The organism is Kineococcus glutinatus, assembly GCF_039542765.1.
Classification (GTDB): Bacteria; Actinomycetota; Actinomycetes; order Actinomycetales; family Kineococcaceae; genus Kineococcus_A; species Kineococcus_A glutinatus.
This window is the reverse complement of record NZ_BAABIL010000441.1, coordinates 1-12,162: the sequence shown is the minus strand read 5'-3', so window position 1 is coordinate 12,162 and position 12,162 is coordinate 1. Positions and strand designations below refer to the sequence as shown.

The following is a 12,162-nucleotide window of genomic DNA, read 5'->3' as shown; positions in this document are numbered from 1 at the left end:
ATCCCGACCTGCTCCCCGTTGGGGCCCACGAGCCGCACCTCGGGAACACGGATGCGGTCGTTGATGCGGGGCTCGCTGATGTGCTGCTCCTTCACTCGCCGTGGTGGTCCGCCGGACACGGGAAAAGCCCCCGTGCTCGGACGCGCACGGAGGCCTGCCTGATCCGGCGACGCCCGGGTACGGCGACGCCAACTCCCCCACGGGGGAGGGACCGGGACCCGGGGACGTGCACCGCCATCGGGTGGGAGGAGGCCTCCGCTTCGCGTTCCGGCCACCTGCTCCGGTCACACTCGCGGTGCAGCCCGGTGGAGGAGGTCGGTCGGTCACCTGACAGGGTAGCAGGATGCAGTCCGAGATCCCGCCCGAGGCGCCTTCCACCACCGGCTCCACCTCGCCGGAAGACCCCGGGGGACGAGCGGCGCGCGACATCGCCGACGTGCCGTCGGCCGAGATCATCACCACGGCGGCGGTCCACCTCATGAGCGCGGCAGCCGTCAAGTGCGGTCTCGCCGAAGGCGAGGACGTGGACCGGCACCTCGACCTCGCCGAGGCGCGCATCCTCATCAACGCCCTCGCCGGGCTCGTCACCGCGGCAGCCCCCGACATCGGCGGCACCCACGCACGCGCCCTGCGCGACGGGCTGCGCACGCTGCAGCTGGCGTTCCGGGAGGCCTCGACCCACCCCGACCCGCCGGGGCGGGGACCGGGTGAGCGCCTCACGGGCAGCGTCGTCTGAGCCGGGCCCACCCGCACGTCGCGGTCCTCACGCAGCCGTCAGCAACCCCTGTTCCACCACCAGCGGCACGGACAGGGTCTTGTAGCCGACCTCGGCGAAGGCGACGGTGACCCGGTCGGCCTCGTAGCCCATGACCTGTCCTGCTCCCCACTGCTGGTGCTGCACGGTGCCACCGACCGGGAACGGGTGCTCGGCGCCGGCCCCGGCGACCCCCGCGGCGCTGCCCGCGGCACAGGTGTCGCAGCTGCCGCACGGGCCGGGCAGCTCCTCGCCGAAGTAGCCGAGCAGGAACTGCCGCCGGCAACCGGCGGTCTCCGCGTAGGCGCGGACCATCTCGATGCGCGACTCCTCCACCCGGTGGTGCTGCTCGGCGATGCCCACCGCCCGCGCCGCCGCCCGCGCGGGCGGTGCAGCACCTGCGGGGACCACCAGCTCACCCTCGGGCGTCTCCGCGATCGCGTCGGCCTGCTCCAGCAGGTTGACCAGGTTGCCCAGCCGGGTCTGCGACAACCCCGTCTCCTCCTTGAGCTCGGCCACCGCGACGGGTTCGTCGTGCCGGCGCACCACCCCGGCGAGCTGTGCGAGGTCGTCCCCGCCCGGGATGCCCGCGGCGAAGAACCGGCGCAGGCCCAGGTCCTCCGGCCGGTAGGCCAGCAGCGCGGTCGCCGGCTCACCGTCGCGCCCTGCGCGGCCGACCTCCTGGTAGTAGCTGTCGAGGGAGTCGGGCACCTGCGCGTGCACCACGGCCCGCACGTCCGGCTTGTCGATGCCCATGCCGAAGGCGTTGGTGGCCACGACGGCGTCGAGGGCGCCCTCGAGGAAGCCGTGGTGGACGGCGTCGCGATCGGTGCGCGAACGACCCGCGTGGTAGAAGTCGGCCGCCCGGCCCACCGCCCGCAGCTCCCCGGCGAGCTCCTCGGCGTCGCGGCGGCGCGCGACGTAGACGATGACCGGCCCGGCCACCGCCGCGGCGCGCTCCACCACCAGTGCGCGCTGATCGTCCTCGGCGAGGCAGCGGCGCACCTCCAGGGTGATGTTGGGCCGGTCGAATCCCTCGACGAGGACCGCGGGATCGCGCATGCCCAGCCGCTCGACCACCTCGGCGCGCACCTGCGGACCCGCGGTGGCGGTGAGGGCGAGCACCTGCGGGCGCCCCAGCCGCTCCACGGCACCGGCCAGCCGCAGGTAGTCGGGGCGGAAGTCGTGACCCCAGGCGGACACGCAGTGCGCCTCGTCGACGACGACCATCGCCGGGTGGAGGGCGGCCAGCTCCTCGACGACCTCCTCGCGGGCCAGCTGCTCGGGAGCCAGGAACGCGAAGCGGACCTCCTGCGCCCGCAGCGCCTCCTGCGCCCGGCGCCACCCCGCGGCCGACAGCTGGGAGTTGAGCATGACCGCGCCGCCGCGGGCCCGGTCGCCGTGGATGGCGTCCACCTGGTCCCGCTGCAGGGCGATGAGCGGGGAGACCACCACGACCGGCCCCTCCCGCAGCAGGGACGGCACCTGGTAGATCGCGGACTTGCCCGCCCCGGTGGGCATCACCACGAGGACGTCGCGGCCCTCCAGCACGGCGAGCATCGCCTCCAGCTGGCCGGGGCGCAGGTCGTCGAAGCCGAAGGCGTCGCGGGCGGCGGCCCGCAGCCGCTGCGCGCCGGGGCGCGGGGAGCTGCTCGTCACACCCCGGTCCCTACCCCGCCGGGCCCGCCTCACGCCTTCTGCAGGTGCAGCTCCACCGAGGACGCCCGGCGCGCCACGACCTCGGAGGCGGCCAGCAGCGAGCCGGCGCCCTCCGACACCGCCGCCAGCCGGACCTCGGACAGCCCCGGCACCAGCTCCACCACGATCCGCAGCTCCGCGCGCTCACCGGGCTCCACGCGCACGCCCCGCACCTCGGCGAGGGAGCGCAGGGCGGTGGCGGCCGCGGCGGCGACCTCGGGGTCGAACGGCGACGGCGTCCACGGCAGGCCCCGGGCCAGGGCCTGCAGGGCAGGACGGGGGACGACGAAGCGCACCGGACCAGCGGGATCGAGGACGAGGACCTCGCACTCCTCCTGCACCGCGGACAGCGCGGCGCGCGCCGCCTCCACGGGTACCGGCCGGGCGTCGGCGCGCCAGGCCGACAGCCGGTCGAGAGTGCTGAACAGCGGCAGGGCACGACGGCCGTCGGGGCGGGTGAGCAGGGCCAGGGCCATGTCGGCGCTCTTGTCCCCGGCCGGGCCCGCGGCCACGAGCTCCGCCTCGCCGAGCACCGCCACCACCGGCGCGAAGACGCGAGCGCCGGCGAGCGCGGCGACCACCCCGGCGACCGCGCGCAGCCGGTGCGCGGCGGAACCCGTCGCGGCCGCCCAACCGGCGAGGGCCGCCTCGAGCGCCGGATCGGCCCGCCCGTCGTCACCGGCGAAGGGGCTGGGCCGCAGGGTGCGGCCCGCCCACGGGACGCCCGCGGAGTCGGCGCCGCGCGGCGCCGGGGCGCCGGGGACCGCGCTCACGAGGGCAGCAGTGCTTCGACCTCGACCTCCACGAGCATCCGCTCGTCGACGAGGCCGCTCACCACCAGCATGCTCGCCGCGGGCCGCGCCGCGCCCAGCCGCTCGCCGTGGGCCCGGCCGACCGCGTCGCAGTGCTCCCGGCCCACCACGAACATGCGGGTGCGCACGGCGTGGTCGAGGTCGGTCCCCGCCTCCGCGAGCGCGGCCGCGGCGACGTCCAGGGCGAGCAGCGTCTGTGCGTGCGCGTCGCCGGGGGCGCGCACCTGGCCGTCGACGGTGGCCGTGCAACCGGAGACGAGCACCCGCGCCGCACCCGCCGGGACGACCACCGCGCGGGAGTACCCGATGACGTCCTCGTACGGGCTGGCGGAGGAGATCCGCCGCACGCCCGGCGCGCCGCTCACGGGCGCCCCGCGACGTCGAGGGCCTGCGGCAGCGTGAACGCCCCCGCGTAGAGGGCCTTGCCCACGATGGCGCCCTCGACGCCCTCACCGACCAGGGCCCGCAGCGCACGCAGGTCGTCGAGGCTGGAGATGCCGCCGCTGGCGACGACGGGGGCGTCGGTGCTGGCGCACACCTGGCGCAGCAGGTCGGTGTTGGGCCCGCGCAGGGTGCCGTCCTTCGTGACGTCCGTGACGACGTAGCGGGCGCAGCCGTCGGCGTCGAGGCGGGCCAGCACCTCCCACAGGTCGCCGCCCTCCTTCGTCCAGCCGCGTGCGGCCAGCGTGGTGCCGCGCACGTCGAGGCCGACGGCGACGCGGTCGCCGTGCTCGGCGATGACCCGGCGGGTCCACCCCGGGTCCTCCAGCGCCGCGGTGCCGAGGTTGACGCGGCGGCAGCCGGTCGCCAGCGCCGCGGCCAGCGACTCGTCGTCGCGGATGCCGCCGGACAGCTCCACGGCGATGTCGAGGCGGCCGACGACCTCGGCGAGCAGCTCGCGGTTGGAGCCGCGCCCGAAGGCGGCGTCGAGGTCGACCAGGTGCACCCACTCGGCGCCCGCCTCCTGCCAGGCCAGGGCCGCCGCGAGCGGCTCGCCGTAGGAGGTCTCGCTGCCGGCCTCGCCCTGGACCAGGCGGACGGCCTGCCCGTCGGCCACGTCGACGGCGGGCAGGAGCTCGAGGCGGGCGGGGCTCACGGGTGCGTCGGTCACGGGCGGACAGCCTAGAGGCACCCGACGACCGGGCCGATCACACCGGACGGGCGGTGCGGCCCGGCGCGAGCACCGGTGGGGCGGTGGACCGCCGCGGCCAGCAGCGAGAACGGTGTGCTCGGGGTTCACGTCGCACAGGGCGAACCCGTCACCGGCGGGGTTCACGCCGTCGGCGCGCCCGCGGTTCAGGCCGAGCGCACCGAACGCACCCAGTTGCGCAGCAGCTCCGCACCGGCGTCGCCGGACTTCTCCGGGTGGAACTGCGTCGCCGACAGCGGACCGTTCTCCACCGCGGCGACGAACGGGGCCCCGTGCTCGGCCCACGTCACCAGCGGAGGCGCCATCCGCCCGCCCGTGGTGTCCGCCATCTCCCAGCGCTGCACGCCGTAGGAGTGCACGAAGTAGAACCGCTCCTCGCGCAGGCCCTCGAACAGGACGGTGCCCTCGGGGGCGTCCACGGTGCTCCACCCCATGTGCGGCACGACCGCCGCGGGCAGCCGCTCCACCGTGCCCGGCCACTCCCCCAGCCCGGCGACGCCGTGCGCGTCGCGCTCCGTGGACGACTCGAACATCACCTGCAGCCCGACGCAGATCCCCAGCACCGGCCGCCCACCGGCCAGCCGTCGGTCCACGACCTGGTCACCACGCACCGCGCGCAGCGCCTCGGCCACCGCCGCGAAGGCGCCCACGCCCGGCACCACCAGGCCGTCGGCCGCCAGCGCGCGGTCGAAGTCCCCCGTCAGCTCCACCTGCGCCCCGGTGCGCTCCAGCGCCCGCACCGCCGAGCGGACGTTGCCGGACCCGTAGTCCAGGACCACGACGTCGGGCGCGGCGCTCACAGCGCCCCCTTGGTGCTCGGCACGCCCTGCACCCGCGGATCGGGTTCCACCGCGTAGCGCAACGCCCGCGCCAGCGCCTTGAACTGCGCCTCCACCACGTGGTGGGGGTCGCGGCCCGCGAGCACCCGCACGTGCAGGCAGATCTGCGCGTGGAACGCGAAGCTCTCCAGCAGGTGACGGGTGAGGGAGCCGGTGAAGTGCCCGCCGATGAGGTGGAACTCCTGCCCGGCCGGTTCCCCGGAGTGCACGCAGTAGGGCCGGCCCGAGACGTCGACGACGACGTGCGCCAGGGCCTCGTCGAGCGGCACGGTGGCGTCGGCGAAGCGGCGGATGCCCGCCTTGTCCCCCAGGGCCTGCCGGAACGCCTGCCCCAGCACGATGGCGGTGTCCTCGACGGTGTGGTGCACGTCGATGTGGGTGTCGCCGCTGGCGCGGACCGTGAGGTCCATCAGCGAGTGCTTGCCCAGCGCCGTGAGCATGTGGTCGTAGAACGGCACCGTCGTGGCGATGTCGGTGCGCCCCGTGCCGTCGAGGTCCAGCTCGACGACCACGCTGGACTCCGACGTGGTGCGCTCCACGCGCGCGGCGCGGCGCGCGGCGGTGGGTCCGGTGGTGCTCATCGTCCGGTGACCTCCTCCAGCGCGGTGCGGAACGCGCGCATCTCCTCCTCGGTGCCGACGCTCACGCGCAGCCACCCCTCCGGGCCCGTCTCGCGGATGAGGACACCCTGGTCCAGCAATCCCCGCCAGACGGCGTGCCGGTCCTCGAACCGGCCGAACAGCACGAAGTTCGAGTCCGACGTGGGCGCCTGGAACCCCTTGCCGCGCAACCAGCGCACCGTCTCGTCGCGGCGGTCGCGGAGTTCGTGGACACGCCCGAGCAGTTCCTCCGAGTGCCTCAGCGCGGCACCGGCCACGGCCTGGGTGACGGCGGACAGGTGGTACGGCAGGCGCACGATGCGCAGCGCGTCGACGAACGCCGGGGCGGCCGCGAGGTAGCCCACGCGGGCGCCGGCGAGGGAGAACGCCTTGCTCATCGTCCGGCTCACCGCCAGGTGCCCGAACCGGGGCAGCAGCTCCAGCGCGCTGGGCACGCCCGCGCGGCGGAACTCCGCGTACGCCTCGTCCACGACGACCACGCCGTCGGTCACCGCCTCGGCGACCGCCTCGACGACCTCCAGCGGCAGCGCCGTGCCCGTGGGGTTGTTCGGGCTGGTGAGGATCACCACGGACGGGCGGTGCTCGGCGATGGCCGCGCGGGCGTGGTCGACGTCGAGGGTGAAGTCGTCCTCGCGGCGGCCGGTCACCCAGCCGGTGAGGGTGTCGCGGGCGTACTCCGGGTACATCGAGTACGTCGGCGCGAAGCTCAGCGCCGTGCGCCCCGGCCCGCCGAACGCCTGCAGGACGTGCAGCATCACCTCGTTGGAGCCGTTGGCCGCCCAGATCTGCTCCGGGGTCAGCTCCACGCCCGACTCCCGGCGCAGGAAGGCGGCGAAGTCCGCGCGCAGGGCGGGGAAGTCCCGGTCCGGGTAGCGGTTCAGCCCGGCCGCGGCCCCCGCGACGGCGCGGGCGATGTCGGCCACCACGGCGGGCGAGGGGGCGTGCGGGTTCTCGTTGACGTTGAGCAGCACCGGCACGTCGATCTGCGGCGCCCCGTAGGGGTGCTCGCCGCGGATGCCGTCGCGCAGGGGGAGGTCGGCGAGGGTCGTCGCCGCGGCTGGGCGGGTGGCGGGCTCGGCGGTCACCGGGCGATTGTCCCAGAGTCGCGGACGTGCCCGGACCTCGGCGTCAGCCCTGCTGCTGCCGCCCCCGCGCCATCCGCCACGCCGCCCGCCACCGGGAACCCGTCCCGCCCTCGAGGGCACCGGCCACGCCGGCGGGGTCGAGCCGGCCCAGCAGCAGGCGCTGCACGTCGTCGGGCCACGACGACAGCAGCAGCCCGGCCCGCGGGTCCTGCTGCCGCACCCCGCCGCGCCAGCCCTGCGCGCTCACCGCGTCCGCCCCGGCGGTCAGCACCACGACGTCGGCGCCCTGCACCAGCCGCGACAGCTTCGCGGCGGCCCGCCCGGCGTCGGCCGGACCGACGGCGCCGCCGCCCGCGGGCACCAGGACGCACCCGGCACCTGCGACCGGCACGACGTGCGCCCGGACCCGCGCCAGGGTGCAGACCCCGGCGAGCCGCTCGGCGTCGGCCACCGGCACCACGAGCACCGAACGCGGTGCCTCGCTCATGCGAAACGGGCCGTGACGGCCTGCCCGTGCGCGGGCAGGTCCTCCGCCTCGGCCAGCGCGACCACGTGGCCGGCGACCTCGCGCAGCGCCTCCGCGGAGTAGTCCACGACGTGGATGCCGCGCAGGAACGTCTGCACGCCCAGGCCGCCGGAGTGACAGGCGCTGCCGCCGGTGGGGAGGATGTGGTTGGACCCGGCGCAGTAGTCGCCCAGCGACACCGGCGAGTGCGGGCCGACGAAGACCGCACCGGCGTTGCGGACCCGCGCCGCGACCGCACGGGCGTCGGCGGTCTGCACCTCCAGGTGCTCGGCGGCGTAGGCGTCGACGACCGCCAGCCCCGCCTCGACGTCGTCGACGAGCACGACCGCGGACTGCCGGCCGGCCAGGGCCGCGCGGATGCGCTCGGAGTGCTTGGTGGCGGCGACCTGCGCCGCCAGCTCGGCGTCCACGGCATCGGCCAGCCGCTGCGAGGGGGTGACGAGGACCGCCGCGGCGAGGGTGTCGTGCTCGGCCTGGCTGATGAGGTCGGCGGCGACGTGCGCGGCGTCGGCGGTGTCGTCGGCCAGCACCGCGATGTCGGTGGGACCGGCCTCGGCGTCGATGCCCACGACGCCCTGCACGTAGCGCTTGGCCGCCGCGACGTAGACGTTGCCCGGGCCGGTGACCACGTCGACGGGGGCGACGACGAGGGTGCCGTCCGCGTCGCGGGCGCCGTAGGCGAACATCGCCACGGCCTGCGCGCCGCCGGCGGAGTACACCTCATCCACCCCCAGCAGGGCGCAGGCGGCGAGCACCGTCGGGTGCGGCAGGCCGCCGAACTCCCGCTGGGCGGGGCTCGTGACGGCGATGGAGGCCACCCCGGCCTCCTGGGCGGGGACCACGTTCATCACGACGCTGCTGGGGTACACGGCGATGCCACCGGGCACGTAGAGGCCCACGCGCCGCACCGGGACCCATCGCTCGGTGACGGTGCCACCGGGCACGACCCGGGTGACGCTGTCCTCGCGGCGCAGGCCGCGCTGCACGGTGCGGACCCGGCGGATCGTCTCCTCCAGCGCGGCGCGCACCGCCGGGTCCAGCGCGGCCAGGGCCGCACCGATCGCCGCGGCCGGGACCCGCAGCGAGGTCAGGCGCACGCCGTCGAAGCGCTCGGTGTACTCCAGCACCGCGGCGGTGCCGCGCTCGCGGACGGCCTCGCAGATCGGGCGGACCGCGTCCACGGCGGCGGAGACGTCCAGCTCCGCGCGCGGCACGACGCCGCGCAGGGTGACGGGGTCGAGGTCTCGGCCGCGCAGGTCGATGCGGCGCAGGGTCGTGGTCACGCCCCCAGCCTACGGCGGGGCGGCGCCCACCCCGTGCCGCGTCAGCGGGGTCCGACGAGCAGCTCGCCGTCCACGACCGTCACCGCGCGGCCGACCAGTTCCACCCGGTCCTGGCGCAACCGCACGCGCAGCTCCCCGCCGCGGCGCGACACCTGGTGGCACAGCAGGTCCGTGCGCCCGAGGCGCTGCGCCCAGAACGGCGCCAGGGCGCAGTGCGCGCTGCCGGTCACCGGGTCCTCCGGGACGCCGACGCGGGGGGCGAACACCCGCGAGACCACGTCCGGGGCGGGGGCGTCGTCGTCGGTCAGCACGACGTCCTCGGCCGCCGGGGTGCGGCGCACCTCGGCGGTGACGACGACGCAGCGGGCGTCGACGGCCATCAGGGCCACCGTGTCCGGCGACATCGACCGCAGCTGCACCTCGTCGTCGACGCGCACGAGCACGTCGACGCCGTTGGACTCCACCTCCGCCGGCTCCACGCCCAGGGCGGTGCGCAGGTGGGCGGTGACGGGGCCGGCGACCCCGCCCGCCAGCGGGGAGGTCGGCTGGGCGGGGAAGTCCATGACGACCGCGCCGTCGTCGCCGATCCGGGCGCGCAGCTCGCCGCTGCGGGTGTCGAAGGCGAACGGCCCGGCGATCCCGTCCTCGGCCAGCGCGGCGGCCGTGGCGAGGGTCGCGTGCCCGCACAGGTCGACCTCCGTGACCGGCGTGAACCAGCGCAGGCCCCAGCGCCCGCGCTCCCCCGGCACGGCGAACGCCGTCTCCGACAGGTTCAGCTCCGCCGCCACGCTGCTCATCCACGCCACCGGCGCGGGGGCGTCCAGCACGACGACGCCGGCGGGGTTGCCGGCGAAGGGCCGGGGCGTGGCGGTGCCGCCGATGACCGGGGCGGGCACGAAGGCGTCGACGATCCGCAGGCGCACGGCGGCCAGCGTAGGTGCGGGCCGGCGCCTCGACGAGCGGGGAACGGACCGTAGGCTGCTGACGTGACGCGCCGACTCCCCCTCTTCCCCCTGGGCACGGTGCTGTTCCCCGGGCTGGTGCTGCCGCTGAACGTCTTCGAGCCCCGCTACCGCGCCCTGGTGGAGGACCTCGTCGCCGCCGGCGGGGAGGAGCCGCGCGGCTTCGGGGTGGTCGCCATCCGCGCCGGGCACGAGGTGGGCGCGGACAACGTGCACGCCATGCACGACGTCGGCTGCGTCGCGCAGCTGCGCGAGGTCACCGAGCTCGACGACGGCCGCTACGAGATCGTGACCGTCGGCACCTCCCGGTTCAGGGTCACCGGCATCGACGACGCCGCGGGCACCCCCTACCTCACCGCGCTCGTGGAGCCCTACGGGCAGGACCCCGCGCTGGAGGAGGACGCGGCGGCGGACCCCGCCGCGGAGGTGCTCGCCGCCTCCGTCCGCGAGCGCTTCGCGCGCTACCGCGAGAACCTCGACATCGGCGGCACGGAGGCCCCCGAGGACCCCTCCGTGCTCTCCTACCTGGTGGCGGCGGCGATGGTGCTGGAGACCCGCGACCGCCAGCGCCTGCTGGAGGAACCCGACACCCGCAGCCGCCTGCGCTCCGAGCTGGACCTGCTCAAGCGGGAACTGCTGCTCGTGGAGGCCCTGGGCGCCGTGCCGGCCACGGAGCTGCCGGCCTTCCCCGCCACGTTCAACTGAGGCCGGCGGTGGGCAGGAGGACTCCTCCCGGGGCGGAGCGCGGCGCCACCCCCGCCGTGCGTGCCGCCGCGGCCGCGGGCGTCGCCCACACCGTGCACGCCTACGAGCACGCCGACGGGGGCACCGACTTCGGCGCCGAGGCCGTGCGCGCCATGGCCGGGCTCGCGGGTGCCGAACCGGAGCAGATCTTCAAGACGCTGCTCGCGGACGTCGACGGTCAGCTCCACGTCGCCGTGCTGCCCGTGCCGTGGCGGCTGGACCTGAAGGCGCTCGCCGCCGCGGTCGGCGGCAGGCGCGCCGCGATGGCCGAGCCCGCCCGCGCCGAGCGGTCCAGCGGTTACGTCCTGGGCGGCATCAGCCCGCTGGGGCAGCGCACCGCCCTGCCCACCGTCGTCGACGAGACCGCGCTGCTGTGGGACACCGTGTTCGTCAGCGCCGGCCGGCGCGGGCTGGAGATCGGTCTGGCACCGCAGGACCTGGTCCGGGTGACCGGCGCCGTGGTGGCGGAGGTCGCGCGCGGCTGACGCGGCGCGCCGCGGTGGGCGACGGCTCGGGACCGGCGGCAGGTCCCGCTCAGCGCCGGCCCCCGCCGAGGTCGGGGTGGGGGGCGGTCGGCCGGTCGACGGCGAGGTCGGCCTCGTCGCCGGCGCGGCAGCCCGCGGGTCCCAGCCCGGTGAGGTTGCGCTCGGCGAGGGCGAGCACCGAGGCGGAGGACGCGGCCACCTCGTTCCTGATCCTCGAGCCGGCGGGCACCGCCTCGTCGAGGAGGGTGAGGACCCGACCTGCGAACCCACCGCGGGGTTCGACGGCCAGCTCCGGTGCGCCGACGAGCTGCATCAGCCCCTCGACCTTGCCCTGCGTGGCCAGGGTGATGGCCGGCACCCCCGCCATCAGCGACATGACGGCCAGGTGCATGCGGCCGGTCACGACCACGGCGGCGCGCCGCGCCAGGCCCCGCACCTGCGCCGGGGTCAGCAGGGTGTCGACCAGCTGCACCTCCCCGGGCGCGAACCGCGCCGCGAGGGCCCGGCACACCGCGAGGTCGTCGGCGTCGCTGCGGGTGACGTGCGGCAGCAGCACGACGTGCATCCCGCGCTCGAGCAGCCCCCGCACGACCTCCACGTAGTCCGCCTGCAGGTCCGTCCCCCGCTTGGCGAAGAGCCCGCTGGCGTTGACCAGCGCCACCGGCGCGCTCACACCCGCGAGCAACCGCTCGGCGGCCGAGGGGTCGACGGAACGTGCGGTGAAGACCACGTCGGCCACCTGGACCACCCCGCGCACGCCGTCCCCGCGCAGCCGCGCGGCCGACGCCGGGTCGCGGGCCAGGAGCTGCACCCCGGCGCGCTCGGCGCGGCGCAGCTCGCGGCGGGCCGCCCGGCGGGGCGAGGTGCTCCAGCTGAACCCGATCACCCTGGTGTCCAGCCCGGCGCCGGCCGCCGTGGCGACGAGCGCCGAGCGGCGCACCGAGGCCGGCAGGGAGTAGTTGCCGTCCATGACGTCGGCACCGATCAGCGAGACGTGGGTGGCCCTGGCGAGGGCCGCGCCGTAGCGGCGCACCGACGCACGGTGGGCCGCGCCGGTGCCGTAGACGAGGTGCGGCGCGTCGAGCAGTTCCACGCGCCCGGCGAGCGCCGCGGGCAGGTCCGGTCGCTGCCCGAGCGGTACGGCCAGCAGGACCGGCAGTTCCGTGCGCTCCAAGAGCGCCTCCAGCAGCGCCTGGTCGCCGAT

At 76.4% G+C, this 12,162-nt stretch carries 14 protein-coding genes and 1 pseudogene; 3 read left to right on the top strand and 12 right to left on the bottom strand.

Translation table 11 applies throughout. From position 1 onward, the window contains the following. Nucleotides 1–89, bottom strand: a pseudogene (locus ABEB16_RS15550) (translation initiation factor IF-3); the annotation flags it as partial. Nucleotides 90–343: 254 nt separating this feature from the next. Here ABEB16_RS15550 and ABEB16_RS15545 point away from each other — a divergent pair. Further along, nucleotides 344–736, top strand: coding sequence for a DUF1844 domain-containing protein (locus ABEB16_RS15545; protein ID WP_345713136.1), 393 nt, complete (start codon nt 344–346; stop codon nt 734–736). Between the two features lie 27 nt (nt 737–763). On the opposite strand, the gene ABEB16_RS15540 is transcribed toward ABEB16_RS15545, so the two are convergent. The 10 genes from ABEB16_RS15540 to ABEB16_RS15495 all read right to left on the bottom strand — a co-directional run bounded on the left by ABEB16_RS15540 (nt 764) and on the right by ABEB16_RS15495 (nt 9,690). Further along, nucleotides 764–2,413, bottom strand: a complete 1,650-nt coding sequence (locus ABEB16_RS15540) for a RecQ family ATP-dependent DNA helicase (RefSeq protein WP_345713135.1) — start codon at nt 2,411–2,413, stop codon at nt 764–766. A gap of 29 nt (nt 2,414–2,442) precedes the next feature. Beyond that, nucleotides 2,443–3,225 carry an SseB family protein gene (locus ABEB16_RS15535; protein WP_345713134.1) on the bottom strand — a complete coding sequence of 261 codons (783 nt, stop codon included), beginning with the start codon at nt 3,223–3,225 and terminating at the stop codon, nt 2,443–2,445. Further along, complete coding sequence (locus ABEB16_RS15530; RefSeq protein ID WP_345713133.1) at nt 3,222–3,629, bottom strand: Rid family hydrolase; 408 nt, start codon at nt 3,627–3,629, stop codon at nt 3,222–3,224. The genes ABEB16_RS15535 and ABEB16_RS15530 overlap by 4 nt, the downstream gene beginning before the upstream one ends. Continuing rightward, nucleotides 3,626–4,375, bottom strand: coding sequence for a bifunctional 1-(5-phosphoribosyl)-5-((5-phosphoribosylamino)methylideneamino)imidazole-4-carboxamide isomerase/phosphoribosylanthranilate isomerase PriA (priA, locus tag ABEB16_RS15525; RefSeq protein ID WP_345713132.1), 750 nt, complete (start codon nt 4,373–4,375; stop codon nt 3,626–3,628). The genes ABEB16_RS15530 and priA overlap by 4 nt, the downstream gene beginning before the upstream one ends. Nucleotides 4,376–4,560: 185 nt before the next feature. Then, a complete protein-coding gene (hisH, locus tag ABEB16_RS15520; protein ID WP_345713131.1) occupies nt 4,561–5,214 on the bottom strand; it encodes an imidazole glycerol phosphate synthase subunit HisH in 654 nt (217 codons plus the stop codon). Beyond that, on the bottom strand, nt 5,211–5,834 hold the full coding sequence (gene hisB / locus ABEB16_RS15515; RefSeq protein ID WP_345713130.1) for an imidazoleglycerol-phosphate dehydratase HisB: 624 nt from the start codon (nt 5,832–5,834) through the stop codon (nt 5,211–5,213). Before hisB ends, hisH begins: the two co-directional genes overlap by 4 nt. Then, a complete protein-coding gene (locus ABEB16_RS15510; protein WP_345713129.1) occupies nt 5,831–6,958 on the bottom strand; it encodes a histidinol-phosphate transaminase in 1,128 nt (375 codons plus the stop codon). The genes hisB and ABEB16_RS15510 overlap by 4 nt, the downstream gene beginning before the upstream one ends. Before the next feature lie 43 nt (nt 6,959–7,001). Beyond that, complete coding sequence (locus ABEB16_RS15505) at nt 7,002–7,445, bottom strand: hypothetical protein (RefSeq protein ID WP_345713128.1); 444 nt, start codon at nt 7,443–7,445, stop codon at nt 7,002–7,004. Further along, complete coding sequence (hisD, locus tag ABEB16_RS15500; RefSeq protein ID WP_345713127.1) at nt 7,442–8,767, bottom strand: histidinol dehydrogenase; 1,326 nt, start codon at nt 8,765–8,767, stop codon at nt 7,442–7,444. The genes ABEB16_RS15505 and hisD overlap by 4 nt, the downstream gene beginning before the upstream one ends. A gap of 41 nt (nt 8,768–8,808) precedes the next feature. Further along, a complete protein-coding gene (locus ABEB16_RS15495; RefSeq protein WP_345713126.1) occupies nt 8,809–9,690 on the bottom strand; it encodes a PhzF family phenazine biosynthesis protein in 882 nt (293 codons plus the stop codon). Between the two features lie 63 nt (nt 9,691–9,753). On the opposite strand from ABEB16_RS15495, the gene ABEB16_RS15490 reads away from it, so the two are divergent. Next, nucleotides 9,754–10,434, top strand: a complete 681-nt coding sequence (locus ABEB16_RS15490; protein WP_345713125.1) for an LON peptidase substrate-binding domain-containing protein — start codon at nt 9,754–9,756, stop codon at nt 10,432–10,434. Nucleotides 10,435–10,490: 56 nt separating this feature from the next. Further along, nucleotides 10,491–10,958, top strand: coding sequence for an aminoacyl-tRNA deacylase (locus tag ABEB16_RS15485; protein ID WP_345713124.1), 468 nt, complete (start codon nt 10,491–10,493; stop codon nt 10,956–10,958). Nucleotides 10,959–11,007: 49 nt separating this feature from the next. Here the strand turns inward: ABEB16_RS15485 and ABEB16_RS15480 are convergent. Further along, nucleotides 11,008–12,162, bottom strand: a 1,155-nt coding sequence (locus ABEB16_RS15480) for a polysaccharide pyruvyl transferase family protein (RefSeq protein ID WP_345713123.1), incomplete at its 5' end; no start/stop codon positions are given.